This window comes from Cutibacterium avidum ATCC 25577, assembly GCF_000227295.1.
Lineage (GTDB): Bacteria > Actinomycetota > Actinomycetes > Propionibacteriales > Propionibacteriaceae > Cutibacterium > Cutibacterium avidum.
On the sequence record NZ_JH165054.1, the window covers coordinates 1,261,008 to 1,286,875 of the forward strand.

The 25,868-nt window shown below is 64.9% G+C and carries 20 protein-coding genes, 1 tRNA gene and 1 pseudogene; 17 read left to right on the top strand and 5 right to left on the bottom strand.

Going from position 1 to position 25,868, the window contains the following annotated elements; genetic code table 11:
* Positions 1 to 56: 56 nt before the first annotated feature.
* From HMPREF9153_RS12205 to HMPREF9153_RS05570, 7 genes and pseudogenes are all read left to right on the top strand, one after another.
* A pseudogene (locus tag HMPREF9153_RS12205) lies at positions 57 to 249 on the top strand (hypothetical protein).
* On the top strand, positions 246 to 335 hold the full coding sequence (gene kdpF, locus HMPREF9153_RS05545) for a K(+)-transporting ATPase subunit F (protein WP_015583464.1): 90 nt from the start codon (positions 246 to 248) through the stop codon (positions 333 to 335). The pseudogene HMPREF9153_RS12205 and the gene kdpF overlap by 4 nt, the downstream one beginning before the upstream one ends.
* Positions 335 to 2,008 (top strand): potassium-transporting ATPase subunit KdpA, encoded by a 1,674-nt coding sequence (gene kdpA / locus HMPREF9153_RS05550; RefSeq protein WP_004810241.1) that lies wholly within the window; start codon positions 335 to 337, stop codon positions 2,006 to 2,008. The genes kdpF and kdpA overlap by 1 nt, the downstream gene beginning before the upstream one ends.
* Positions 2,009 to 2,010: 2 nt before the next feature.
* Positions 2,011 to 4,125, top strand: coding sequence for a potassium-transporting ATPase subunit KdpB (gene kdpB, locus HMPREF9153_RS05555; RefSeq protein ID WP_004810242.1), 2,115 nt, complete (start codon positions 2,011 to 2,013; stop codon positions 4,123 to 4,125).
* Between the two features lie 12 nt (positions 4,126 to 4,137).
* Complete coding sequence (gene kdpC, locus HMPREF9153_RS05560; RefSeq protein ID WP_004810243.1) at positions 4,138 to 4,743, top strand: potassium-transporting ATPase subunit KdpC; 606 nt, start codon at positions 4,138 to 4,140, stop codon at positions 4,741 to 4,743.
* Between the two features lie 42 nt (positions 4,744 to 4,785).
* The gene (locus HMPREF9153_RS05565) at positions 4,786 to 7,317 is read left to right on the top strand and encodes a sensor histidine kinase (protein ID WP_004810244.1); all 2,532 of its coding nucleotides are present in this window, start codon (positions 4,786 to 4,788) and stop codon (positions 7,315 to 7,317) included.
* Entirely contained in the window at positions 7,314 to 8,003 is a 690-nt protein-coding gene (locus HMPREF9153_RS05570) for a response regulator transcription factor (protein ID WP_004810245.1), read from the top strand. The genes HMPREF9153_RS05565 and HMPREF9153_RS05570 overlap by 4 nt, the downstream gene beginning before the upstream one ends.
* Positions 8,004 to 8,114: 111 nt before the next feature.
* Here HMPREF9153_RS05570 and HMPREF9153_RS05575 read toward each other — a convergent pair whose 3' ends face one another.
* From HMPREF9153_RS05575 to HMPREF9153_RS05590, 4 genes are all read right to left on the bottom strand, one after another.
* Entirely contained in the window at positions 8,115 to 8,609 is a 495-nt protein-coding gene (locus HMPREF9153_RS05575) for a hypothetical protein (RefSeq protein ID WP_138237422.1), read from the bottom strand.
* Between the two features lie 175 nt (positions 8,610 to 8,784).
* Positions 8,785 to 8,857: transfer RNA gene (locus HMPREF9153_RS05580), tRNA-Ala, on the bottom strand.
* Positions 8,858 to 9,006: 149 nt separating this feature from the next.
* A complete protein-coding gene (locus HMPREF9153_RS05585; protein WP_171023437.1) occupies positions 9,007 to 10,257 on the bottom strand; it encodes a M16 family metallopeptidase in 1,251 nt (416 codons plus the stop codon).
* 107 nt (positions 10,258 to 10,364) lie between these two features.
* Entirely contained in the window at positions 10,365 to 11,639 is a 1,275-nt protein-coding gene (locus HMPREF9153_RS05590; RefSeq protein ID WP_004810248.1) for a M16 family metallopeptidase, read from the bottom strand.
* A 203-nt stretch (positions 11,640 to 11,842) separates the two neighbouring features.
* Here HMPREF9153_RS05590 and HMPREF9153_RS05595 point away from each other — a divergent pair, with 203 nt between their 5' ends.
* From HMPREF9153_RS05595 to HMPREF9153_RS05615, 5 genes are all read left to right on the top strand, one after another.
* Positions 11,843 to 12,262: a DUF5318 family protein gene (locus HMPREF9153_RS05595; protein ID WP_015583456.1), complete on the top strand. Its 420-nt coding sequence runs from the start codon at positions 11,843 to 11,845 to the stop codon at positions 12,260 to 12,262.
* Entirely contained in the window at positions 12,255 to 14,579 is a 2,325-nt protein-coding gene (locus HMPREF9153_RS05600) for a transglycosylase domain-containing protein (protein ID WP_004810250.1), read from the top strand. Before HMPREF9153_RS05595 ends, HMPREF9153_RS05600 begins: the two co-directional genes overlap by 8 nt.
* A gap of 171 nt (positions 14,580 to 14,750) precedes the next feature.
* Entirely contained in the window at positions 14,751 to 16,130 is a 1,380-nt protein-coding gene (locus HMPREF9153_RS05605) for a glycosyltransferase family protein (protein ID WP_036902167.1), read from the top strand.
* Positions 16,127 to 17,314 carry a mannosyltransferase family protein gene (locus HMPREF9153_RS05610; protein ID WP_004810252.1) on the top strand — a complete coding sequence of 396 codons (1,188 nt, stop codon included), beginning with the start codon at positions 16,127 to 16,129 and terminating at the stop codon, positions 17,312 to 17,314. Before HMPREF9153_RS05605 ends, HMPREF9153_RS05610 begins: the two co-directional genes overlap by 4 nt.
* Positions 17,302 to 18,627, top strand: coding sequence for an O-antigen ligase family protein (locus HMPREF9153_RS05615; protein WP_138237441.1), 1,326 nt, complete (start codon positions 17,302 to 17,304; stop codon positions 18,625 to 18,627). Before HMPREF9153_RS05610 ends, HMPREF9153_RS05615 begins: the two co-directional genes overlap by 13 nt.
* Before the next feature lie 168 nt (positions 18,628 to 18,795).
* On the opposite strand, the gene HMPREF9153_RS05620 is transcribed toward HMPREF9153_RS05615, so the two are convergent.
* The gene (locus HMPREF9153_RS05620) at positions 18,796 to 20,034 is read right to left on the bottom strand and encodes a polysaccharide biosynthesis tyrosine autokinase (RefSeq protein WP_238993148.1); all 1,239 of its coding nucleotides are present in this window, start codon (positions 20,032 to 20,034) and stop codon (positions 18,796 to 18,798) included.
* A 96-nt stretch (positions 20,035 to 20,130) separates the two neighbouring features.
* Between HMPREF9153_RS05620 and HMPREF9153_RS05625 the strand changes: the two genes are divergently transcribed.
* From HMPREF9153_RS05625 to HMPREF9153_RS05645, 5 genes are all read left to right on the top strand, one after another.
* Complete coding sequence (locus HMPREF9153_RS05625) at positions 20,131 to 21,504, top strand: glycosyltransferase (protein WP_004810255.1); 1,374 nt, start codon at positions 20,131 to 20,133, stop codon at positions 21,502 to 21,504.
* On the top strand, positions 21,501 to 22,838 hold the full coding sequence (locus tag HMPREF9153_RS05630) for an O-antigen ligase family protein (protein WP_004810256.1): 1,338 nt from the start codon (positions 21,501 to 21,503) through the stop codon (positions 22,836 to 22,838). Before HMPREF9153_RS05625 ends, HMPREF9153_RS05630 begins: the two co-directional genes overlap by 4 nt.
* Before the next feature lie 126 nt (positions 22,839 to 22,964).
* Positions 22,965 to 23,582, top strand: a complete 618-nt coding sequence (locus tag HMPREF9153_RS05635) for an acyltransferase (RefSeq protein ID WP_004810257.1) — start codon at positions 22,965 to 22,967, stop codon at positions 23,580 to 23,582.
* Between the two features lie 91 nt (positions 23,583 to 23,673).
* On the top strand, positions 23,674 to 24,786 hold the full coding sequence (locus tag HMPREF9153_RS05640; protein ID WP_036979638.1) for a DegT/DnrJ/EryC1/StrS family aminotransferase: 1,113 nt from the start codon (positions 23,674 to 23,676) through the stop codon (positions 24,784 to 24,786).
* Positions 24,786 to 25,778: a Gfo/Idh/MocA family protein gene (locus HMPREF9153_RS05645; protein ID WP_004810259.1), complete on the top strand. Its 993-nt coding sequence runs from the start codon at positions 24,786 to 24,788 to the stop codon at positions 25,776 to 25,778. The genes HMPREF9153_RS05640 and HMPREF9153_RS05645 overlap by 1 nt, the downstream gene beginning before the upstream one ends.
* The last annotated feature ends 90 nt before the right edge of the window (positions 25,779 to 25,868 follow it).

Here is a 25,868-nt window from a genome sequence, read left to right on the forward strand (position 1 = left end):
CTGAACCGTTCGGGACTCGCCTGTTAGCAAATCGTTAGGATCCCGCTCACCCCCGTATGGGATCCGTAGGGGAGCGCGACAACCCGCTTACGACACGATTTCGATGGTTCCTGGTGCCAAAACCGGCACTCCGGAAACCCCGGGTCATCGTCAAGGAGCCTTGTCATGCTGGACGTTATCTGGCTGCTCGGTGTCGTCGTCCTCTTCCTCCTACTCGCCCTGTGCGTGAAGGGGGTCGACGCGCTGTGACCGTCCTCAACATCGTCGCGGCCATTCTCGGCATTGCCGCTGTCGTGTACCTCGTGATCGCCCTCATCCGTCCGGAGCGTTTCTGATGACGTGGTTCTACTTCTTGGCGAGCCTTGCTCTTCTCGCCCTCGCGCTCGGGATCGCCCAGCATCACCTGGGCTCCTACATGGCCCGTGTCTTCACCTCTGACAAGGACACCAAGGTCGAGGCCTTCTGCTACCGCATCATGGGCGTCGACCCCCGTGCCGGACAGACGTGGAAGTCCTACGCCCGCTCGGTGCTGGCCTTCAGCTTCTGCGGTGTCGTCCTCCTCTACGCCCTCCAGCGTCTGCAGTCGTGGCTGCCCTGGTCCATGGACAAGGGGTCGGTGAACCCAGCCGTGGCCTTCAACACCGCGGTCTCCTTCGTCACCAACACCAACTGGCAGGCCTACTCCCCGGAGGCGACCCTGGGGCACTTCGTCCAGCTCGCCGGCCTGTGCGTGCAGAACTTTGTCTCCGCAGCCACCGGCATCGCGGTCGCGATCGCCCTGGTGCGTGGATTCGTCGGACGTGGTGAGCACACCATCGGCAACTTCTGGGTCGATCTCACCCGCACCACCCTTCGCATCCTCATGCCGATCGCCGCTGTGGGAGCCTTCCTGCTCATCGTCGGTGGGGCTGCGCAGAACTTCATCGGCTTCATGCACGTCACCGGCATCGCTGGTGGGGACCAGATCATCCCGGGCGGGCCTGTCGCCTCCCAGGAGGTCATCAAGGAGCTCGGCACCAACGGTGGCGGCTTCTTCAACGGCAACTCATCCCACCCCTTCGAGAACCCCCAGCCGTGGACGAACATGCTGGAGATCTTCCTCATCCTGCTCATCCCATTCTCGCTGCCGCGCACCTTCGGAAAGATGGTCAAGGACGTGCGTCAGGGCCGCGCCATCCTCATCTCAATGATCGTGCTGTTCCTCATCAACCTCTTCGCGATGGCTGCTGCCGAGTTCTCCGGACACGGCACCGCCGGGCGCCTCGCCGGCGCCGCGATGGAGGGCAAGGAGCAGCGCTTCGGCCTGATCCAGTCGGTCCTCTTCGCCAACGCGACGACGATGACCTCCACCGGCGCCGTCAACTCGATGCACGACTCCTACACCGCCATCGGTGGCATGTTCACCATGCTGAACATGATGCTGGGTGAGATCAGCCCTGGCGGCGTCGGATCTGGCCTGTACGGCATGCTCGTCATCGCCGTCATCGCGGTGTTCATCGCTGGACTCCTCGTCGGTCGTACCCCCGAGTACCTCGGCAAGAAGATCGGCCCGCGAGAGATGAAGTTGTCGGCCCTGTACATCCTCGTCATGCCGGCCCTGGTGCTGTGCGGGGTGGCCCTCAGCCTGGCCATCCCCGGTATTCGGGATGGTGTCGTCAACACCTCGATCTCGAACCCGGGTGAGCACGGACTGAGCGAGCTCGTCTACGCCTTCACCTCGGGTGCCAACAACAACGGTTCCGCCTTCGCCGGTCTGGATGCCTCGACGAACTGGCTGTGCGCGGCGATTGGCGTCGCCATGCTGCTCGGTCGCTTCCTGCCGATCATCCTCGCCCTCGCCCTCGCCGGAGCCCTTGCCGAACGCGAGCCTGTCCCGGTCACCGCAGGCACCCTTCCCACCCACAACGCCCTGTTCATCACCCTCGTCGTCTTCACGGCGATCCTCGTCACGGCGCTCGTCTTCTTCCCGGTCCTCACACTGGGACCGCTGGCCGAAGGACTGATCTGATCATGACCGTCATCACCTCGAATTCGCGTTCCCGCGGCCTCACCGGGGCCCAGGTCCGCCAGGCCCTGCCCGGTGCCTTCCGCAAGCTCGACCCGCGTGCCCAGTGGCGCAACCCGGTCATGTTCCTGGTGTGGGTCGGCGCGGCCCTGACGACGATCGTCGCCGTCATGGAGCCGTTCACCCACATCACCGACGGCCGTGTGCCGACCGGATTCTCCGCGGTCATCGCGGTCTGGCTGTGGCTCACCGTGGTCTTCGCCAACCTTGCCGAATCCATCGCCGAGGGCCGCGGCAAGGCCCAGGCCGAGACCCTGAGGAAGACCCGCACCGCCACCAACGCGCTGCGCGTCGATGGTTGGGACGAGAAGAACGATCCCTCGGCCGAGCACACCACGACCACCGAGATCGTCTCCTCGGACCTCAAGTACGGCGACGTCGTCGTCGTGACGGCAGGCCAGACGATCCCCGGAGACGGGGACATCATCTGGGGCATCGCCTCGGTCGACGAGTCGGCCATCACCGGTGAGTCCGCCCCCGTGGTACGTGAGTCCGGCGGCGACCGTTCCGCCGTCACCGGTGGCACGAAGGTGCTCTCCGACCGCATCGTCGTCAAGATCACCTCGAAGCCCGGCCAGTCCTTCGTCGACCGCATGATCGCACTGGTGGAGGGATCCGGACGCCAGAAGACCCCCAACGAGATCGCCCTCAACATCCTGCTGGCGAGCCTGTCGATCGTCTTCGTCATCGTCGCCCTGACCCTGAACCCGATCGCCTCCCTGGCCGCCAGGCCGGTGGGCATCACGGTTCTCGTCGCCCTGTTGGTCTGCCTCATCCCGACCACCATCGGTGCCCTGCTCTCGGCCATCGGTATCGCGGGTATGGACCGCCTGGTGCAGCACAACGTGCTGGCCATGTCGGGCCGAGCCGTCGAGGCCGCCGGTGACGTCACCACCCTGCTGCTCGACAAGACCGGCACCATCACCTACGGAAACCGTCGAGCCAGCGAGTTCATCGCGATGCCCGGCGTCAGTGAGGAGGAGATCCGCGACGTGTCCGCCCGGTCCTCCCTGGCCGACCCGACCCCGGAGGGCACCTCCATCGTCGACCTGGCTCGCGAGCAGGGATTCGACGCCGATGCCTGGGGTGACCAGGGGGAGGTTGTCCCCTTCACCGCTCAGACCAGGATGTCCGGCATCGACCTGCCCGACGGCACCGAGATCCGCAAGGGTGCCGGTTCGGCCGTGCGAGCCTGGCTGACGGAGTCCCACATCGACATGGACATCGACACCCTCGCCCACATGGATCGTCGCGTCGACGCCGTCTCCGAGTCCGGTGGCACCCCGCTCGTCGTCGCAGTGCGCACCCCCGACCATGTCGGCAAGGTCCTCGGCGTCGTCCATCTCAAGGACATCGTCAAGGAAGGCCTGACCGACCGGTTTTCCGAGTTGCGTCGGATGGGCATCCGCACCGTCATGGTGACCGGTGACAACCCGCTGACGGCTGCCGCCATCGCCAAGGAGGCCGGGGTCGACGACTTCCTGGCCGAGGCCACCCCGGAGGACAAGCTCGCCTACATCCGCAAGGAGCAGGAGGGCGGCCGGATGGTCGCAATGACCGGTGACGGCACCAACGACGCCCCGGCCCTGGCCCAGGCGGACGTGGGTGTCGCCATGAACACCGGTACCTCGGCCGCCAAGGAGGCCGGCAACATGGTCGACCTCGACTCCGACCCGACCAAGCTCATCAGCATCGTCGGGATCGGCAAGCAGTTGCTCATCACGCGCGGCGCCCTGACGACCTTCTCCATCGCCAACGACATCGCCAAGTACTTCGCGATCATCCCCGCGATTTTCATGGCGACCTACCCGGGCCTGTCGGCCCTCAACATCATGGGCCTGCACTCCCCGGCGTCTGCGGTGCTCTCGGCGATCATCTTCAACGCGATCATCATCGTCATCCTGGTGCCGCTGGCTCTCAAGGGAGTGTCCTACAAGCCTGCCGGGGCGTCGAAGATTCTCGCCCGGAATCTGCGCATCTATGGCCTGGGCGGAGTTGTCGCGCCATTCATCGGCATCTGGCTGATCGACCTGCTCGTCCGTCTCATTCCCGGTTTCTGATCGGAGCCCATCATGATCATTTCCTCCAGGACTCGTACCCTCCTCGTCGGGCTGCGCTCGATCCTGTTGTTCACCGTCATCGTCGGCGTCGTGTACACCGGCGTCATGACCGGGCTGGGACAGCTCGTCCTTCATCGGCAGGCCAATGGCTCCCAGCTGGAGGTCAACGGCAAGGTGGTCGGCTCGACCCTCATCGGTCAGTCCTTTACCGACAAGGACGGCAAGCCGCTGCCGGAGTACTTCCAGCCGCGCCCGTCGGCCGCCGGTGACAACGGTTACGACGGGTCTTCCTCGGGTGGTTCCAACATGGGGCCTGAGAACCCGGACCTGGCCAAGACCATCAAGGAGCGTCGCAGCCAGGTGGCGACCTTCAACGGGGTGGATGCCGGTAGGGTTCCGGCCGATGCCCTGACGGCGTCGTCCTCTGGTCTGGACCCGCACATCAGCCCCGCCTACGCCGAGATCCAGGTCAGCCGGGTCGCCAAGGCCCGTCACCTCGATCCCAGTGTCGTCCGTGAGATTGTCGCCAACAACACTGACGGACGCCAGCTCGGATTCCTCGGTGCGACTAGGGTCAATGTCGTGACCCTCAATGCCGAACTGGATCGTCAGCACTGACTGACGTGATCAGTTCGTGATCATGGCCTGAAGGAGGACGAGGTGGCTGCTCGGGGACGATTGCGGGTGCTGCTCGGCGCGGCACCGGGCGTCGGCAAGACCTACGCCATGCTCGATGAGGGCAAGCACCTGAGCAAGAGTGGGTCCGACGTCGTCATCGCCGTCGTCGAGACCCACGGCCGGGCAGCCACCGCGGCCATGACTGAGGGGCTGGAGATCGTCCCCCGCCACCTCGTCGAACATCGCGGCATCGAGCTGTCCGAGATGGACCTCGACGGGGTACTCGCCTGCGATCCCGACGTCGCCCTGGTCGACGAGCTGGCCCACACCAACGCGCCCGGGTCGCGTCACGAAAAGCGCTGGCAGGATGTCGAGGAACTGCTGGACGCCGGGATCGATGTCATCTCGACGGTCAACATCCAGCACATCGAGTCGCTCAATGACGTCGTCGAACAGATCACCGGGGTGCCGCAGCGCGAGACCATCCCGGACACCGTGCTGCGCAAGGCCAACCAGGTGGAGGTTGTCGATCTCGCCCCGCAGGCCCTGCGCGATCGGCTCTCGGGCGGCAAGGTGTACCCGGCAGAGCGGATCGACGCCGCCCTGTCCAACTACTTCCGACTGGGCAACCTCACCGCCCTGCGCGAGCTGGCCCTGCTCTGGGTTGCTGACGAGGTAGACCACGCCCTGGCCGATTACCGCAGTGAGCACGGGATCGACTCCCACTGGGAGGCCCGCGAGCGGGTGGTCGTCGCCCTCACCGGTGGACGCGAGGGGGAGACCCTGTTGCGTCGCGGTGCCCGTATCGCCGCTCGAGCCGGGGGCGGTGAACTGTTGGCCGTCCACGTCACCACCGAGGACGGTCTGCGCTCCCCGCACCCGGGTGAACTGGCTCGTCAGCGTGGATTGGTGGACCAGTTGGGAGGGTCCTTCCACCAGCTCGTCGGCGACGACATCCCGGAGACTCTCATCGAGTTCGCGAAGTCGGTCAACGCCACCCAGCTCGTCATCGGGGCGAGTCGGCGTGGGAAGTTGTCGCGGTTGCTGACGGGTCATGACGTCGAGTCCGACATCATTCGGGCTTCGGGTGCCATTGACGTCCACATCGTCAGTCATGGTGCCCAGGCCAAGGGAATCCGGCTGCCACGGATGGGTGGGTCCTTGTCGACTCGTCGCCGCATCGCCGGTTTCGTCGTGCTGGCGGTCTTCGGGCCACTGTTGACCTGGTTGCTGGTGTCGACGCGCAGCCCCGAGGCCCTGACGACGGATGTGCTGACCTATGAGTTTCTGGCTGTCGTGGTGGCCCTGGTCGGCGGTGCCCTGCCGTCCTTCGTCGCGGCTCTGGCCTCGGGTATTGCCCTGGACTACTACTTCACCAAGCCCTTCTACACCGTCACCGTCAACGAGCCGCTGCACATGGTGGCTCTGCTGCTGTACCTGCTCACGGCCGCCCTGGTGAGCTTCGTCGTCGACCGCGCTGCCCGCAAGACCCGGGTGGCACGTCGCGCGGCCGCCGAGTCAGGGCTGCTGGAGTCGGTGGCCGGATCGGTGCTGCACGGTGAGGACGCCGTCGAGTCGTTGTTGTCCAAGGCGACCGAGGCCTTCGGGCTGTCGGGGGCCCGGGTGCTGACCGACGGACGCGTCGTGGCAAGCTCGGGTACGACCAGCGATGAAGTCACCGAGCAGCACATCGACGATCATTCGGTGGTCGAGTTCCACGGGCCTGAGCCGGACGCCTCCGAGCGTCGCCTGCTGTCGGTGATCACCACCCAGTTGGGGACGGCCCTGGACCAGCGGCAACTGGAGGAAACGGCCAAGGCGGTGGAGCCACTGGCCGCCACGGACCGAGTGCGAACGGCCTTGTTGTCGGCGGTGGGACACGACCTTCGTCGGCCCCTTGCGGCCGCGACCGCTGCCGTTTCAGGTCTGCGCAGCGAGGGAGCCGGTCTGTCCGACCAGGATCGTGATGACCTGTTGGAGACCGCCGATGACGCCCTGGGGAAACTGGCCAACCTCGTCACCGACCTGCTCGACGTCTCCCGGCTGCAGTCCGGCGTGCTCGGGGTCTCGGTGATGCCGGTCGACCCGGCCGAGGTCATCATGCCGGCCTTGGATGAGTTGTCCCTGGGGCCGGCGGATGTCGAGATCGATCTGGGAGCCGACGTGCCCGAGATGGTCGCCGATCCGGCCCTATTGCAGCGGGTGGTCGTCAACCTGTTGTCGAATGCGCTGAGATATGAGCCAGCAGGTGGCCGGGTTCGGCTCGCGACAAGCAGTTTCGCCGACCGGGTGGAGATCCGCGTGATCGATCATGGTCCGGGGATTCCGGAGGATCGTCGCGATGACGTCATGGTGCCCTTCCAACGGTTGGGGGACGCCGACTCGACCGTCGGGCTGGGACTGGGGCTGGCCCTCTCGAAGGGTTTCGTCGAGGGGATGGATGGCACCCTCGCGTTGGAGGACACTCCTGGTGGTGGCCTGACGATGGTCATCAGCCTGCCGAGGGTGGGCCATGCGGCGGCTGGCCACGATGATGTGGATCACGATGACATTGAGGAGGGGAGTGCTCGATGAAGATTCTCATTGCTGACGACGACCCGCAGATCCTGCGGGCGCTGCGGATCACCCTGGGGGCGCGCGGATACGAGATCCTGCTGGCCCGCGATGGTCAGCACGCCCTCGAGATGGCTGTCGATCACAAGCCCGACATCATCCTGCTGGATCTCGGCATGCCGCGTCTGGACGGGGTGCAGGTCATCGAGGCGGTGCGGGGGTGGTCCCAGGCGCCGATCCTGGTCATTTCGGGACGGTCGGGGTCGGCGGAGAAGGTGGAGGCCCTCGACGCCGGGGCTGAGGATTACGTCACCAAGCCCTTCTCGATGGATGAGTTGTTGGCGCGGATTCGGGTCCTGACGAGGAGGATTGGCCAGGACGAGGGGGATTCCGAGCCGGTTATCGCTTTCGGGTCGGTGCGGGTTGATCTGACGTCGCACACCGTCACTCGTGACGGGGCCAATGTCCGGTTGACGCCGACGGAGTGGCGGGTGCTCGAGCTGTTGATCCACAACGAGGGTCGGTTGGTGACTCGACAGACGATGCTGAGCCAGGTGTGGGGGTCGGAGCATGTCACCGACACGGGGTATTTGCGGTTGTACATCTCCCAGTTGCGCAAGAAGTTGGAGCCCGAGCCGAGTAATCCTCGGTATCTCATCACCGATGCGGGGATGGGGTATCGATTGGTGCTTGATCCGCACGACTGATCCTCGGACTTGGCCGGGGTCCTCCGACCATCGCTGACGGAGATTCAGCGTGCCGGTCGTGGAACGATGATGGTCAGCCCTGAACAGAGCTGACCATCATCTCTGTTTCGATCATGCGCAGTTGCTTGTGAACGAGATCGACTGAATGTTGATGGCCTGCCAGCCGAAGAGCGGCTCGCCTGGTTTACCAACGTAGGTGCCGCCGCCGAGCGAGACTTCCTTGAGGAAGCGGTTCGTGTATTCCATCGTCAGTCCACTGGAGGACACGCTGCCGAAGGTGAAGGTGTCTACCCACGGCCCATCGGCGCTGGGGTGGTTGGCACCGCTCCGTTGCAGCGGGGACGCAAGCGTACCCGCACCGGTCTGCTCGGTTGTCGTACTGCCATGCTGTGTGCTCACGATCCCGCTCGGGGTTTGGCTGAAGCCCACAGCATCCCAGTACTGGTCACGGTAGCCATCCGTGGAGTGGTTGGCCTTGGTGACGTTCGAGGAGATGTCCCCGACTACGATCGTCGTTGCGCGGGCACACAGATCCCTCGTTAACGCTGGTGGCGTAAAGCAGGTTGGATGCTGACACCAAATCGACGTCAACATCCAAGTGCTCACTCCGTGTGCACCTCTTCAGAGCCCCGGCACAGTGGCGGGACGAGAGACCGCCGGACAGTCTCGACCAAGATCACGGTAAGGCTCGTCAGTCTCACCGACGCCCCGGCCGAAGTCACCGCAGAAACAAACCTGCCCCGCCATCAGGCGGGGCAGGTTTCGATTTTCTTTTCTTACGTGGAGCATAGGGGATTCGAACCCCTGACCTACTGCTTGCAAAGCAGTCGCGCTACCAACTGCGCCAATGCCCCGTGGACCCGAACAGTCTAGGGGAACTCAGCCCCTTTCGGCGAGTCGAGTACGGGCGCGTTGCTACACGGAGCTGCCAAAAAGTTGCTTGAAAACCCGATGATGACGTCACCATCCCGGTTTTCTGGCAGTTCCGTGTAGAACAAGCCGCCTATGACAGCACCTCGGTGGGGTTGACGACGACTGGCTCCAACCCACGCTTGGCCAACGCCGGAGCCAGGTCCTCGGCTCGACCACAGATCCCGATCCGCCAGTCGTCGGGGTTGAGAAGTTGGCGCCACGCAGTGTTGGCTGACCATTCCTGACCATCCACCCTCACCGAGGCCACTGCAGCCAGGTGATCGTCGACCCAGGTCGGCGCCAGACCCGCCCGCACCAGAGCAGCCACCTGATGGGCCACCGAACCGGCGGTGTCGTACTGCAGTGGAGCAATCCCCACCAAATGGTCACGGGCGGAATCAACCTCGTCATTACGCAGGTCCTCCGCGGACGTGAGAATGCTCAACGCCTCGGCGACGGCGTCGGCCCCGACCTCGGTCCGGAAGGACCCAGCGACTGTCGTGACCCCGCCGTCAGGCAGCGGACGGGCCGACATCCCGACCCCATAGGACCATCCCTTGTCCTCGCGCAGCACTTGGTTGAGCCGTGACCCGAAGGTTCCGCCCAGGGCACCGCACGCCACCTTGAGGGCTGCCCATCCAGGGTGGGCCCTCCCCACCGTGGCCTGCTGGATCCGCACATCGGCCTGCACGGCGTCGGGACGGTCGACGAGGATCACTCGTGGCCCACCGACCCGAGGTGTGGCCGGAACGACCTCCGCCGCTGACCCGGTGGCCATCCACCGCTCGAACACCGACAGATCAAGGTCCTCGACCCCTTCACCGGCCACCACCAGCACGGCGTCGCTGAGGGTCCAATGCGCTGCCCAGAACTCCCGGGCAGCCTCGGCATCGAGCTTCTCCACCGATGTCAGGGTGCCAATGGTGGGCAGGGCCGATCGTGACCCTTCCGGCCAGAGGGCACGGGCGGCTGCGAGCCCGGACAAGGCCGATCCACGCTGGCTGGTCTGGGCCAGGGAGGCTCGTGCCATGTCGATCTGACGGGAGATGTCGGTCTGGGCCAGACTGGTGGTCCGCAACAACTCGACGAAGAGCTCGGCTGCGGCGTCGAACCTTGTCACGGGTACGTCGACACCGACGTGGCTGCCGGCCAACCCGGCCGACCCGTCATAGCTGGCCCCGATCGACTCCATCGCCTCGGCGAAGGCGGCGTCGGGGTGAGGTGCGGTCGACTCGTCGGCGGTGCGGACGACGAGTCCGGCCAGCCCCTCGAGACCGGCGGGCTCGGCACCCAAGGGTGCGTCCAACCCGATTTCCATGGTGATGATGTGCTGACCGGGCATCGGTACGCGCACCACCGTCAGTCCGGTGGACAAGTTCTCCACGATGCACGTCGGGAAGGACCACGGCGAGCCGGGCTGCACGTGTGGACGATCATTGAGGGTCTTCATCACGCCACCTCCTTGTGGACGACGGTCGATGCTTGCTCAGGGGAGAGCCACCGTTTCGCGGCCTCGGTGACTTGGTCAGCGGTGATCGCACGCACCCGGTCGAGGTGGGTGTTGACGAGGTTGGCGTCCCCCAACAGGGTCTCGTGCATGTTGAGCAGGTCGGCCCGTTCGTCGACGACGGCCAAGGATTCCAACCAGTCCCGTTCCACCTGCGCCCGGGCCCGTTCCAGTTCGGCTTCCCGCGGCCCGTTGGCAGCGAACTCGACAATGATCTCGTCGACGGCTCCGGTCAGCTCCTCCTCGGGGACTCCCGGCTTGAGGTGGGCCGACACCAAGGCGGCCGAGGACCCCCGGGACAGCCCGAAGTCGTTCATCGCGACGCCGTCGACCAGGTGACGCTCCCGCTCGAGGGCGCGGATGAGACGCGAACTCATCCCGGATCCGATGGCATCGATGGCCATCGCCACGGCGAGGTTGTCAGGATCGGTGATGGGCGGGGTGGCCCAGGATCGGGTCACCGCGGTCCGGGGCACCGGGCGCTCGACGACCACCCGCGGGTTGTCGTGGCGAACTGGTCCCTGAATGCGCGTCGGGAGGTCACCGGTGGCGGTGGGCACCGCTCCCAGGTACTTCTCGGCGAGAAGGAGACCTTCATCAGCCTCGACGCACCCGGAGATGACGAGAACAGCGTTGTCGGGTCGATACCAGGTGGAATGGAAGGCCGTCACGTCGTCGAGGCGGGCAGCGTCGAGATCGGGCACCGAACCGATGGTCGGATGCCCGTACGGATGCGTCTCCCCGAACCGTCCGTCCAGGAGCAGATCGAGCAGGTCACCATAAGGGGTGTTGTCGTAGCGCTGCCGTTTCTCTTCCTTGACGACCTCCCGCTGGGTGGCGAGGTTCTCCTCGGTGACGGCCAGATGGGCCAACCGCTCGGCCTCCAACCACAACGCCAGCTCCAACGCCCCGGCGGGAGCCGTCTCGTAGTAGTTGGTGCGGTCAAAGCTGGTGGACGCATTGGCCGACCCTCCCACCGACTCGACGGTGGCCAGGTGTTCGCTTGACGCGATGCCGCTCGTGGTACCCGAGAACATCAGGTGCTCGAAGAGGTGGGCGAATCCGAAACGGCCGACCTCCTCGTCGGCCGATCCCACCTGGTACCAGATGTTGACGGCGACACCGGGGGAGGTGGCGTCCGGATTGACGACCACGCGCATCCCGTTGTCAAGGGTCGTGCGGTGTAGCTGGAGGCCTTCTGACATGGGTTCGAGCATAGGGGCAGCCGATGACGCCGTGGGTCGGCTCGCGGTGGCGAAGTGGTTTCTGAGGCTCGGTGCCACCACCTTCCGTAGCACTGCCCACGATCATCAACCCGATCACCACAGGCGGGCAGAAGGACCCTCAAAATCTTTCCCACAACCCGTTGCGGAACACCACCTGCGCCGATCCGTCCTTATCGCGCCGTACTCTGGAGGGTATGCAGACGCAGCGAAACGTGGTGTCCCACGCCCTGCAACGCCGTCACACCCTGGAGGCGCTGCTCAGCCCCCGGGTCGACCTCAATGCCCCCACGGCATGCGACGCCGACCCCATGTTGGTGCGTGCCGCCATGCACCACGGCGAGCCCCTCGACCACGACTGTCCGGTCTGCGAGTCGCCGCGGCTAGTCCTGCTGCGCCATGTCTTCGGCCACCAGCTGGGCCAGTACTCGGGACGCATCCGCACCGTTGACGAACTGGAGGAGATGGAGCACCAGTTCGGTGAGTTCCACGTTTATGAGGTCGAGGTCTGTCCCGACTGCCTGTGGAACCACATCCTCGTCGATTACGTCCTGGGGGACGGTCGACGTCGTCGCCCACCTCGCCATCAGCCGACCGTGGAGGATATCTATGGCTGATCACAAACCTGCCAAGCGGCCAGCACGCCGAGCCGCCCCCGCACCGGGTGGCGCTCGATCGGCTTTCCCCGCAGCCAGACCCAGGCGCGGACGCCACGGGAAGCTGAAGAAGTTCCTGTGGGGCATGCTGGTGACGATCCTGTCGCTGGCGATCATCGCCGTCATTGGTGTCTTCGTCGCCTATGAACGCACCGAGCTGCCCGACCCCAACCATGACTTCCAGACGAACACCTCGTTCATCTATTACCGTGACGGCAGCCGGCTCGGATCCTTCTCGGTGCAGAACCGTCAGTCGATTCCTTATGAGTCGATGCCCAAGGACCTGCGCAACGCTGTCGTCTCAGCCGAGAACCGCACCTTCTGGACGGATCCTGGCATCTCGGTCAAGGGCATGGTTCGCGCCGCGTGGGCCATTGCCCGAGGTGGTGAAATGCAAGGGGGCTCGACGATCACCCAGCAGTACATCAAGGTGTTGTACCTGTCCCAGGAACGCACCATGAGCCGCAAGTTCAAGGAGCTCCTCCTCGCGGTGAAGATGGGCAAGGAGGTGTCCAAACAGGACATTCTCGCCGGCTACCTCAACACCATTTACTTCGGTCGCGGAGCTTACGGAGCCCAGGCTGCCGCGAAGGCGTTCTTCTACACCGACGCCTCCAAGCTCACCTTGTCTCAGTCGGCAGTGCTGGCGGCGGTCCTCAACAGCCCTGCCAACTTTGACCCCAACGGCGGAGTGGCCGCCCGAGAGAGGTTGCTGCAGCGTTACCGCTACGTCCTCGACGGTATGCTCGAGGCCGGAAACATCACCCCGGCCCAGCACGACGAGGCGTATCGGCAGCTGCCGAAGTTCCCGAAGGTCCCCGACTACAACCGGTGGGCGGGAACCGACGGCTACCTCATGAAGATGGTCCATGACGAGCTCATCGCGAGGGGATTCTCAGACCAGCAGATCAAGGGTGGCGGGCTCAAGGTGATGACCACCCTCGATCGCAACGACCAGAAGGCAGCGGTTGCGGCCGGCCAGAAGTACAAGAGGATCGCAGGTCGCAACGCAGGCTCCAAGGGGGCGGAGAATCTTCATCCGGCTCTCGCCTCGGTCGACGTCAAGACCGGTGGTGTGTTGGCCATTTACGGTGGTGACGACTACATTTCCAACACTCGTAACTGGGCTCGCACTCCGCGCCCGTCGGCGTCCACCTTCAAGACCTATGCGGCTGTGGCTGGGATGCGGCATGGTTTCAGCCTGCGCTCCCGGTTGGAAGGCGACGCCTTCACTCCCGACGGCGACACGACGGAGGTCCGCAATGAGAACAACCGGAACTACGGCACCGTTAGTATGCGGCGAGCCATTGCGAAGTCGATCAACACCGCCTTCGTCGACATGGTCTCGCGGATGAAGGACGGCCCGAAGGACGTTGTCCAGGCCGCCAATGCCGCCGGGGTTCCCAAGGGCACCGGATGGGACCTCAACAACCGCATCGCCCTGGGCACCGCCGAGGTGAGCCCACTGGCCCAGGCCGGCGGCTACGCAACGATCGCGAATGACGGTAAGAAGGCCACCCCTCACGTCGTTGGCAAGGTCGTTGACCAGTCCGGAAAGGTCGTCTATCAGGCTCCTAAACCGTCGAAGCAGACCATTGAGGCTGATATCAGCCACGATGTCAGCTACGCCCTGCAGTCTGTGGTCGAGGAAGGCACCGGTCGAATCGTGGCCGACTTCGACCATCACGTCGCTGGAAAGACGGGTACTTCCGGCGTCGGGGACGGGGTGACGGCTGCCTGGTTCGTCGCTTACACCAAGCAGATCTCGACGGCCGTCATGTTCGTCGCAGGTGACAGCGGCAACGAGAACCTCGATCCCTACGCTCGCGAGGGGGCTACCGGCTTCCATGGCGGCGATTACCCGGCGCGCACTTGGCGCGACTACATGGAGACGGCGATGAAGGGGATGCCTGATGAGTCCTTTGCCGACCCTGATTGGGTGAATCTGTCCGGCAAGCACTACGGCGAGGCCAAGCGTCCGGAAGTGCCAGTTGAAGAGGATTCTCGGGACACCTCCGACAATTCGGACTCGAACGATCCCGAGTCGCCGGTTGAGTCGTCGGCGCCGGTCCCTGCAGCATCGACGACCCCGAGTTCCAAGCCGTCGTCGACGGCCAGCCAGGAGCCTCCCAAGCCGTCTTCGACGATGACGAGGACTGAGCCGACCCACACCCGGCGCCCGACGCACACCGCCAGACCGACACACACTAGCCATCCCACTTCGGGAGAGACGACGCGCGGCGGGAGTCAACCGGGTGATCAGGCACACAGTGGGTAGCCTGACGACGTGACCATCCCCGATCAGAACGACGACGCCGTGGCGGCCAACAGTCATGCGGTCGCACGCCCGAACGGCGGATCCACGGGTTACGCAGGTCGCCGTGCCCTTGACGTCCCGAGGCGATCCCGCGTGTCTCAGCTGGGGCTGGATCGCCGTATTGGTGGGCGCATGGGGCGTCATGCCTGGCCACGCGGCATTTTCTTCGACCCAGGTCCGTGGGCTGTCATGAGCGCGATCGTGGTGTGGTTGCTCACGATCTACCGCGTCACTCCGTGCGTGCAGCATGTCGCGTCCAAGACCGTCGATCCGTACCAGCGGCAGTGCTACTCGGACATTCCGACGATCTATCGGTCCTCGGGAATGGGCCACGGCGGATCACTCTTCTCGAACCCCGACGTCGCCCAGACCCCTCTCGTGACTGTTCTCATGGCCTTCTGTCGCCGTGTGGTGTGGGTCTTCGGTGCGGAAGTCTCCCCGAAGGCCACTGACCAGCAGGTTCTCGACGCAGCCAACGCCTATTGGGGAGTCGCCCAGGTCGTGCTCTTCGTGGCTTTCCTGGCCGTCGTCATCTCGGTCATGCTGCTGGGGCGCAGCTCGGACACCAACCTTCCCGTCGATGAGGAGGGCCGTCCCACCCAGGTCCGACGCCGTTCCTGGGACGTCTTCTGGGTGGTGCTGTGTCCAGCGGTCTACCTGGCCGGTCTCATCGACTTCTCCATGGTCCCGGTCGCCCTGGCCACCACGTCGATGCTGGCCTGGTCCCGTCGCCGTCCATGGTTGGCCGGGATCCTCGTCGGTCTGGCCTGCGCGGGAAGCCTGCAGGCCGCCGTGGTGGCCTTCGCCGTCCTGGTGTGTTGTCTGCGCGCCACGCGGCTTCCGGAGCTGGGGCGATACCTGCTGTCCGGGTTCCTCGTGTTGATGGCCTGTCATGTCATCGCGTGCTGCCTCAGTCTGACGACCTGGTGGACCTACCTGCGTTCGGCCTTCTGGTCAGGCACCGGTCTGGGCACGATGTGGTACGTCATCCAGGACTCCTCGGGCGGCACGATCCCTGGGATCGGCTGGATCACCGGCGCCTTGACGATTGGCGGCCTGCTCGGTCTGGCATGGCTGTCGATGACGGTCCCGAGACGTCCGCGGATCGCACAGGTCGCTTGCGTGGCCCTGTTGATCCTCTTCATCACCAACAAGGTGTACTCGCCGCAATGGGTGCTGCTGCTCGTTCCGCTGGCTGCCCTGGCCCGCCCCGATTTCCGCGACTGGGCCGTCCTCATGGTGGGGGAGTGCTTTTACTCCTTGGCCGTCTGGGCCCATCTCGGCGGGCTGTCCCTGCCGGGCGGGTCCGATGCCGACATCGTCTACTGGGCCTCCATCGTGTTGCGCCTGGCCTGTGAGATCTGGTTCGCGTGGGGAGTTGTCGACGACATCCGACGGCCGTGGAATGACGTCGTCAGGGTGGGGTATGCCGACGATCCCACCGGTGGGGTGCTCGACCACGCACCAGACCCAGCGCCCGAAGGTGAACCCGTCGCGGAGGCTGCCCGGTGACGCGCACCGGAGCAATGAGGTCGACGCGAGTCGCGACGTCATTCACCCCCGCCGATGACGGACGCCTGGTGGCCCAGACATGGTTGGGGAGTCGAGCGATCCTGTTCATCGTCGCCGTGGTCGGCATGGCCGGGTACCACCGCACCTTCTCCCAGGTGACGGGTAACTGGGACGTCCAGCACTTCATGTCCATCGCCCGCAATGGGTACGCCGATCCCCTGGAAATGGCCTTCTTTCCTGGCCTTCCGGCACTGCTCAAGGTCGGCAGCCTCATCGGTCTACCGATGGAGGTCACCGGAGTTCTGCTCGGCCTGGTCGGGTCGGCCTTGGCGGCCTGGGCGCTGTTCCGTATCGGCGGCACGGTCCCGGCGTGTTTGTGGCTGATCGCCCCGACGGCGGTCTTCACCGTCGTCGGGTACACCGAGTCCCCGTTCTGCGCCGCCGCATTCTGGTCCTGGGAGCGTGCCCGAGCCGGGAAATGGTGGCCAGCCGCGTTGCTTGCCGGACTGGCATGCACCTTCCGAGTGTCAGGGCTCTTCCTCGTCGGTGCCCTGGCTGTGATGGCAGTCCTTGGCGACGGGGACCAGCGTCGTCCCACCAGCCAAGCCGCTCGACGCCGCCGTAATACCGAGATCGTCAATCGGCTTTCGACCCTGCTGGTGCCAGCTGCTGTTCTCGTGGCCTTCGCGGTGTGGTTGCATCGGCTGACAGGGTCGTGGACGGCCTGGTCCCAGGCGCAGACCAAGGGTTGGGGACGCGGTTTCACCACCCCGGTCGAGACACTGCGGCACACCTTGCCCGCGACCCACCCCGAGACCTGGGAAGCCACCTACGGCTCGGGGGCAGCCGGAGTGGCGATCGTGTTTCGGCTCGAGCTGGTCTCGGTCGTCCTGGGTATCCTCGTCTTCATCTACTGCCTGATCCGTCGCCGTTGGGCCTCGGCAGCGTGGGTTGGTATCCAAGTCGTGGCCTTCTCGATCGGTTATTGGTACATGAGCGTCAACCGTGCCACTCTGTTGTGGTTCCCGCTCTTCGTCGCGCTGGCTGAGCTCACTCGTGGCCCGTCCAAACCGCCCGGTCTGGTGTTGCTGTGGCGCGGAATCATGGGCATTGTCGTTGTCGTCGATCTCGCCGTCGTGGTGTGGTGGGGCTGGCGATTCTTCACCGGGGGGTGGGCCAGTTGAGGCTCGTATACGCGCGCAAGGTCTGGACTCTCCCGACCCTTGAGAAGATCGTCGTGATTGGCGTCGTGGTCGCGTTGTTCGCGATGCAGCTCATCGACACCCGGCATGGTCTGTGGACCCCTTGGACCGTCTCGATCCAGCTTGTCGGATGCGCCGTCGTGACGATGTGTCTGGCGCCAGCAGCATGGCGACGACGTCATTCCATGAGTCGAACCGGCTGGATCTTCATCGCCGAGATCACGACCATCATGATCTGGTCCCTGATCTCGGCGATGGTGGCCCCGAAAGCTGTCGTGTGGCGGACGACGGTGCCACGCATCCACCAGGTCATGCCAGCCGTGACAGCCCTGGTCACCTTGATGGCGGCGGTGACAACGGTACTCGTCCTGTCTCGCCATGCTCGTCGGCTGGCGACCCTGGGGGGGTCTGCTGCGGTGCTTCTCGGCGCTCTCGTGGACTGGCCGGTTCAGGCGTCCATCCACCGCAGTCCCAGGCTTGCCAGCGCGATGGGTGGCTCGGCGGTTGTCCACGTCGCGATCCTCCTGGCGGCCGGTGTCTTCTTCGACGCTTCTCGGATGGCTCGCACGCGTCCGCGGCAACTTGCCCTGGCCATGGTGGGATGTCTTGCCGTCGGCATGACGATCGCCACCGGTTCCCGCGCCGCCCTCATCGTGCTGTTCATCTTCGGCGCCTGGGCGCTGGCAGCCTGGGGACGACACCATCCGCGCATCGCGGGGGGTGTTGCGGCTGCCGCAGCGGTGATGCTGGTCGCCCTCGTTATCCGTGTACCCGCTCTGCAACGTCTGGCCACATGGACCTCGCCGGCCCGTCTTCATGCCGCTTCGGTGGGATGGGACGCGGTCTCCAGCTCCTGGACGTACCTGCTTCTCGGCGTGGGATCCGGTCGGGTCTTTCCGTGGTATTCCATCGAGGACAAGTTCATTGCGGCCCCGGGAGCCGGCATCATCGGCACTCCGTTCGGGGTTGCCCTCAACTCTGCTCATTCGGTCTTCGTCGCGGTGCTCACGGAGTTGGGCGTCCTGATGTTCCTGGTGCTGTGTGCGTCTGTCGTCCTGGTGTGGGCCAATGCCTGGCATGACGTGCGTCGTCGCTCCACCTGGGCGGTGACCTCGATGGTTCTGGCTGCCACCACGGCCGCCTGGGTATTCGACACCTACCTGCTGAAGAACTTCGCCGTGTCGACGTGGTGGTGGCTCATTGCTGGTTGTGTGCTGGCCTCTCACGGCTGTGATGGAGAACGGGTTGGTCCGGTGGCAGCCTCGCTGGAAAGCCCCGGCACTGTTGAATCATGAGTTGGTGAATCAGGCATCGGGCACTTCGAGTCGTACTGATTGAGGCTGCACGACGTCGCGATGGCAGCTCCTGACCGCGGCCCTCTGATGAGACGATCCTCTTGTGACAAGGAAAGTGACGGTTGCCGGAAACCGGCAACCGTCACTCAAGAGATCTTCCAGAAGCGCTTACTTCTTGCGAGCCAGCACCACGCCGTCCAGGTGAGCGTGGCACATCGACAGCAGTTCGAGGTGATCGCTGAGCTCACGCCGTGAGGTCACTCCCTCGCCTACGACGACGATCGTCGAGGCGGTCTTGGACGCAACCGTGAGGGAGTCAGAGGCCTCGAACCCTGCAGAGGCGTTGACGATCACGGTGTCGTAGCGGGAGCCCAGTTCGTGCAGCAGGGCCGTCAGCGCCTCACCGCCGAGCAACTCGCCGCCGTTATCGGTGGCTGTTCCGGCCGGGACGAAGTCGGCCTCGTCACCCTTGCCGGTGACGAGGACGTCAGCCTCATGAGCGCGTCCGGCGAGCAGATCAGACAGCCCCGCGGTGGTACGGTCCAGACCACGTGCCTGGGTTGCGCTGCCATGGGCCAGATCGGCGTCGACGAGCACCGTCCTGGTACCGGTGCGGGCGAGGCTGTCGGCGACAGCCGCGGCAATCACTCCGGCCTGGGTGGGTCCGGAGCTGGGGCACAAGGAGACGGTACGAATGCCGTCTCGTGACGGCATGAAGGAGATGTTGTGGGCCAGCGGTGTGATCTCGCTGGTCGTCGGGGATGCCGAAACGCAGCCCAGAACCGAGGAATCGACGACCTCGGCAACGTCCTCCGGCGAATGAATCCTGGTGTTCAGGATGGCTCGGACGAACAGGTAGATGAGAGCGACGAGGATGCCGATGAGCACACCGACGACCATGCTCTTGGTGGCCGAGCGCTCACTTCCCTGCACCGGAGAGATGATGACGGTCGCCTTGGAGATGGACAGTACCGGCTTGTTGTTGCTGGCATGCGGCACCCGGGCAACGGCCTTCTTGAGGTCCGTGACCATGGTGTCGACGACCTTCTTGGTGTCGGCCTCATTGTCGCTGGAGTAGATGATCTGCAGGAACATCGGGGAAGGGGTCACCTTGATGGCCTGCTCTAACGACTTTGACGACACCCTCGGGTCCAGGCTGGCGCCGAGGGGCTCCAGCACCGCGGCGGAACTGAGGTAATCGGCATAGGAAGCGACGAGGTGGGTGGTGTATTCCGAGGCCGCCGCCGGATTCTGGAACGTGTCAAAGGCCTCTGACGTGAACAAGACGTCGGCCTCGGCCTCGTAGCTCGCATGGGACATGGCGTAGTGGCCGACCCCAGCGACGATCGCGACGATGACGGCGACAATCGCCGATGAGGCCAAGAAATGGCGCGCGTTCCGGAACACTGTACGTAGCTGCATCCAACGACCGATCTGTCAGGGGTGAAGGTGTGTATAGGCTGGAACCACCATAGCCCGTAGGACAACCAAGGAGTATCGGCCATGCAACGATCAGGCGCACTCTCCGGCGTGGTGGGACGCGCGAAGCGCTGGCTCGCGCAGCGGGTCCGCCGTGTCCGCCCTTCCCAAGGGGTTTCGCGCCAATCAACCGGTCGGCACCATGACAAGCCGCTGGTCGTCCTGGTGACGTCCCGGTTCCCCTACGGATCTGCCGAGCAGTTCATTGTCGCGGAATTGCCCCACTGGACGGGTCGCGGCATCGACATGGTGGTCTTGCCGGAGAAGAACGACGCGCCGAATGTCCAACCCCGTGATCTTCCTGCGGGCGTCACCCTCGACACCCGCCTGTTGAGGAAGTGGGGAAGCCAGAAAGGGCGTGCGCTGTCAGTTCTTGACGCCCTGACGTCCGGCGTCTTCTGGCGAGAAATTCGCGATCTCGCCAACTTGGGCCGTCTGAACCGTTCTCGCTTCGTCTTCGCCCTGCGGTCCTGTGCCCAGATCACCATGGTCCGACGCAGCCTGGCCGAACTGTCGAGAGAACACGGCGGGATCGATCTCGTCTACACCTACTGGCTGGCCGTCTCGACAGTGGGTGCTGCGTTGGCGAAGAAGCAGGGGGCAGTGCGCCGTGTGGCGTCTCGGGCTCACAACGCCGATATCTACGAGGATCGTCACCCCCTGCGCCATCATCCCGCGGTGCGCCAGATCGTTGACGAGGTCGACCTGCTGGCCCCGATTGCCGCCGATGGAGCCGAATTCTGTGTTGATCGCTATGGGTTCGACGAGAATCGCGTGGTCGTCAGTCGGTTGGGTGTCGACATCCCCTCGCGCGAGGAGTGGTGCCGACCCAGCCCGGACGGCGTCTTCACCGTCTTCTCCGTCAGCACCATGACCCCCTTCAAGCGGCTCGACCTGCTCATCGACTCCCTGGCGGATCTGTCCCAGCGATGCGGATCAACCACCCTGCGCTGGGTTCACGCTGGTGAGGGGCGTCTCCATGACGAGCTTGCTGCCCGAGTTTCCGAGAAACTCCAGCCTCGCGGGATCGAGGTGGAATGGCTGGGCCAGCTCGGACACGACGAGCTCTTCACCTGGTATCGCACCCACCAGGCCGACGTCCTGGTCAACACCAGCTCCTCGGAGGGCATCCCAGTGTCCATGATGGAGGCGATGGTGCGCGGCGTACCGGTCATCGGTACCGATGTGGGCGGGGTTCGTGAGATCCTTCCTCCGGACTGGCTGATGCCGTCCGATCCGTCAGCATCGGAGGTGGCCGAGTTCATCGCGGCGCGGATGGATGACGCCAAGTCCGACCGGACTCGTCAGGAGGTGGCCCGTTTGGTGGCCGAGAAGTACGACGCCGACCACAACTTCGACGTCTTCGTCGACCGAATGGTGACGGTGGCGCAGGCATGACAACGCTGGCTCAGCGGGCCGATCTTCCGAGCTCCCAGCCTTCCCGGGTCGCAGTGTGGTTCGTGAAGTTCTTCCTCATCCTGCTGCCCTTCGCGTCGGCATGGGCCTCGACGATCACCATCGCCGGTCTGCCTCCGGTGCGGTTGCTGGTCGTCGTCCTGGTACTGGCCGCTCTGGCGGCGCGCCCACGGGTGGAGATCGTCTCCCAGGTCCTCATCGCCGTCGGCATGTTCTGGATCGCGATGGGCCTGTTCCTCATGAGGGATGCTGAGAGCCTCAAGGAGAATCTGGGAGTTCTCGTCGGCCTGTTGACGATGATTTCCCTGACCCTCGTCGGCCACGGGCTGTCCTGGATCATCCTCATGTGCCGGGCCTGGCTCGGCGGCGTCATCATCGCGATCCTGCCCGGCTTGTTCGAGATTGCTACAGGAAAACACATGCCCAACTATCGGTTGGGTGCCTCGGCCTATGTCCGCAGGACGGCGACCGATATCGCCTCCTTCATGGTCAACCCCAACCTCTTTGCCTACTTCATCACTGCCGGCATGGTTGCCCTCATCGTCGGATGGCAGCTCGAGAAGGGCTGGCTGAAGTGGACGTACTTCATCGTCGCTCTCCTCGTGGCGCCGGTGACCTGGTTCACCGGGTCAAGACTCTGCATGGCAGCCTGTCTGGTGCTGTTGGCCTGGATGTGCGTGCGCTCTCGAGTTCTGACGATGATCGCAGCCATCGGGGTGTGCGTGGGCGCCATTTTCGTCATTGCCGCCGGGATGATTCCCCAACTCATCGACGCCTACAACACCTTCATCGTCAACCTCAACTCGAATTCCGGTCAGACCCGTCTGCACCTGTACCAGAACGCCGGATGGCTGTTCGTGAACACCAAGGGCGTCGGCATTGGACCGGGTCGGTACACGGTGGAAGTGACCGCTGCGCCGTGGCGGACCTACGGCGCCATCGATCCGCACAACGGTTTCACCGAGGTCTTCGTCGGTTACGGCCTGCTCGTCGGCGTGGTCCTCGTCGCCCTGGCCCTGGCTGCTCTCATCGCAGCCATTCGCCGCGCCGGGGGGCATCCCGGCTACACCGAGACGATCCTGCTGCAGGCGGTGGGCGTGAGCCTGCTCCTCTGCCCGGTGCTGGCCATGGCCAACAGTTCGTACCTCAAGGCCCCGGCGGTCTGGTGCCAGATGGCCACCATTGCGCTGTGGTGCCAGTACCTGCTCAGGACCAGCCTCTCTCCGCGCAGATCTGTGAAGTACCATGTCGACGACCGGCGGCTTCCCCGTCGACGCCGAGTTCTGGCTCGAGCCATCTCTGCCGACCAGAAGTGAGCCCCTTCCACATCTGAGGGCCAATGTCCTGTGGCGTGTTCGGCCTCCTGAGAGCGGGCCTGTCGGCGTCTTGTCCTGGGCGCGAGTACGCTGGACCCGATGCAACCGGCATGAAAGGCGTCCCACATGGGTGAACCACGGATCATCGACACCGCCGATCTGGACGACGGTGTGACCATCGGCGACGGTTCGTCGATCTGGCACCTCTCCCAAGTCCGCAGCGAAGCTGTCCTCGGACGCAACGTCGTGGTGGGCCGTGGTGCCTACATCGGCGAGGGTGTCCGCGTCGGCGACAACTGCAAGATTCAGAATTACGCGCTGGTCTACGAGCCGGCGGAGCTGGAGGACGGGGTCTTCATCGGTCCGGCGGTGGTCCTCACCAATGACCACTTCCCCCGCGCCATCAACCCCGACGGCTCCCTCAAGTCGGCTGACGACTGGGAGCAGGTGGGCGTGACCTGCAAGCGCGGCTGCGCCGTCGGTGCCCGCTCTGTGTGCGTCGCCCCCGTCACCATCGGTGAGTGGGCCACGGTGGCGGCCGGATCGGTCGTCACCAAGGATGTTCCGGCCTATGCCCTGGTGGCTGGTGTACCAGCTCGTCGAGTCAAGTGGGTGGGTCGTTCCGGCTTCCCGCTGGATCCCGACGGTGAGAACAAGTGGATCGACTCGCGAATCGGGGACCGGTTCGTCGAGGATCCCGAGACCGACACGCTGACTCTCGTCAGCGAGGGCGAGCAGGCCTGAGGTCGTCGTCCCCCCAACCCAAGTACCCCTTCGTGGGTGCCACGGCGCCCACAAACCGGACATCGTGTCCGAACAGTTAGGAGCTTTCAACGTGACTGCCCAGTTCATTCCACCTGCCAAGCCGATCCTCGGTGATGACGAGCGCAAGGCCGTCGACGAGGTCATCGCCTCCGGCATGGTCGCCCAGGGCCCCCAGGTCCACTCCTTCGAGGAGGAGTTCTCCTCCCAGGTCGTCGACGGGGTCCATTGCGTGGCCGTCAACTCGGGCACCTCGGCCCTGCACATTGGTCTGCTGGCCTCCGGCATTGGTGAGGGTGACGAGGTCATCGTCCCTTCCTTCACCTTCGCCGCCACCGGCAACTCCGTCGCCCTGTCCGGCGCCAAGCCGGTCTTCGCCGACGTCGACCCGGTGACCTTCAACCTGGATCCGGCCTCCATCGAGGCCTCCATCACCGACAAGACTGCCGCGATCATGCCGGTGCACCTCTACGGACTGCCGGCCAACATGCCTGAGATCCTCAAGATCGCCGAGAAGCACGGCCTCAGGGTCTTCGAGGACTGCGCCCAGGCTCACGCCGCCAGCATCGACGGCAAGCACGTCGGTACCTTCGGTACCTTCGGCGCCTTCTCCTTCTACCCGACCAAGAACATGACCTCGGGTGAGGGTGGCATGATCACCACCTCCGACCCGGAGGTCGCTCGCGAGGCTGCCATGCTCCGCAACCAGGGCATGGAGAAGCGCTACGCCAATGAGTACGTCGGTCTCAACAACCGCATGACCGACATTCACGCCTCCATCGGTCGTGTTCAGCTCACCAAGCTGGCCGGCTGGACGAAGACCCGTCAGGAGAACGCGGCCTTCCTGTCGAAGAACATCACCGAGGCCGTCACCCCGGTCGTTCCCGAGAGCTACGTGCACGTGTATCACCAGTACACGATCCGTCTCGAGGGAGCCACCGGCGAGGAGCGCGACCGCTTCGTCACCGCCCTCAAGGAGGAGCACCAGGTCGGCTCGGGGGTCTACTACCCGATTCCGAACCACCGTCTGCCCTCGCTGGCCCCGTACGCCCCGGGCCTCGAGCTGCCGAACACCGAGAAGGTTGCCGCAGAGTGCGTCTCGCTGCCGGTTCACCCCTCGCTGTCCCAGGCCGACCTCGAGCGCATCGTCGCCGCTGTCAACACTTGCGCGAAGGCAGGTGCCTGATGGCGAATCTGCGTGCCGGCATGGTCGGCATCGGGTCGATGGGCAAGAACCACGTCCGCAACCTGCGCGCCATCGACGGGGTCGACCTGGTCGCGATTGCGGACGCCTCCGGCAAGGACCCATTCGGGGTCGCCGGTGACCTGCCCGTCCTGCCCGACGTCGACGCGGTCATCGAGGCCGGAGTCGACTACTGCGTCGTCGCGGCCCCGACCAAGTTCCACGAGGAGATCGGTCTCAAGCTGGCCGAGGCGGGGGTCCACGCCCTCATCGAGAAGCCGCTGGCCTACGACACGGCCGCCGCCACCCGTCTGGCCAAGGCCTTCGAGAGCAAGGGTCTCATTGGTGCCGTCGGTCACATCGAGCGGTACAACCCGGCCCTGCAGTCGCTGCGCAAGCGTCTGGAGAACGGCGACCTCGGCGACCTCTACCAGGTGGCCACCCGTCGTCAGGGTCCGTTCCCGGCCCGTATCGCCGACGTCGGCGTCGTCAAGGACCTCGCCAGCCACGACATCGACCTCACCGCCTGGGTCACCCAGCGTGAGTTCGAGCTGGTTGCCGCCCGTACCATGTTCAAGGCTGGCCGGGACTACGAGGACATGGTCTCGGCGACCTGCCAGCTCTCCGATGGGCTCATGAGCAACCACCTCGTCAACTGGCTGACCCCGACCAAGGAACGTCGCACCTTCGTGACCGGCGAGAAGGGCATGTTCATCGCGGACACCCTGACCGCTGATCTCACCTTCTACTCCAACGCCAAGGTTGCGACGGTGTGGGATGACATCGCCAACTTCCGTGGCGTTGCCGAGGGTGACGTCACCAGGTTCGCGATCCCGAAGCCCGAGCCGCTGCGCACCGAGCACGAGAACTTCCGTGACGCCGTGCTGGGCAAGGAGTCCGACATCGTGACGATGACCCAGGGCGCCAAGGTCGTCCAGGTCTGCGAGGCAATGATCAACTCCGCCGCCTCCGGGGAGTTCGTCAAGATCTCCTGACACATCGGTCATGATCGGGCCGGGCCGTCGAGGCCCGGCCCGATTGCGTTCACCGACGCGTTCGGCCTGGGTCGAGCGGCCGAGTCTCCA

Bases quoted from the DNA above. Each gene is read 5' to 3' on its own strand.
- HMPREF9153_RS05645 (WP_004810259.1), top strand. From the start codon at position 24,786: ATGGCGAATCTGCGTGCCGGCATGGTCGGCATCGGGTCGATGGGCAAG.
- HMPREF9153_RS05595 (WP_015583456.1), top strand. From the start codon at position 11,843: ATGCAGACGCAGCGAAACGTGGTGTCCCACGCCCTGCAACGCCGTCAC.
- HMPREF9153_RS05605 (WP_036902167.1), top strand. From the start codon at position 14,751: ATGGGGCGTCATGCCTGGCCACGCGGCATTTTCTTCGACCCAGGTCCG.
- HMPREF9153_RS05630 (WP_004810256.1), top strand. From the start codon at position 21,501: ATGACAACGCTGGCTCAGCGGGCCGATCTTCCGAGCTCCCAGCCTTCC.
- HMPREF9153_RS05590 (WP_004810248.1), bottom strand. From the start codon at position 11,639: ATGCTCGAACCCATGTCAGAAGGCCTCCAGCTACACCGCACGACCCTT.
- HMPREF9153_RS05625 (WP_004810255.1), top strand. From the start codon at position 20,131: ATGCAACGATCAGGCGCACTCTCCGGCGTGGTGGGACGCGCGAAGCGC.
- kdpA (WP_004810241.1), top strand. From the start codon at position 335: ATGACGTGGTTCTACTTCTTGGCGAGCCTTGCTCTTCTCGCCCTCGCG.
- HMPREF9153_RS05570 (WP_004810245.1), top strand. From the start codon at position 7,314: ATGAAGATTCTCATTGCTGACGACGACCCGCAGATCCTGCGGGCGCTG.
- HMPREF9153_RS05585 (WP_171023437.1), bottom strand. From the start codon at position 10,257: ATGCCCGGTCAGCACATCATCACCATGGAAATCGGGTTGGACGCACCC.
- kdpC (WP_004810243.1), top strand. From the start codon at position 4,138: ATGATCATTTCCTCCAGGACTCGTACCCTCCTCGTCGGGCTGCGCTCG.
- HMPREF9153_RS05600 (WP_004810250.1), top strand. From the start codon at position 12,255: ATGGCTGATCACAAACCTGCCAAGCGGCCAGCACGCCGAGCCGCCCCC.
- HMPREF9153_RS05635 (WP_004810257.1), top strand. From the start codon at position 22,965: ATGGGTGAACCACGGATCATCGACACCGCCGATCTGGACGACGGTGTG.
- kdpB (WP_004810242.1), top strand. From the start codon at position 2,011: ATGACCGTCATCACCTCGAATTCGCGTTCCCGCGGCCTCACCGGGGCC.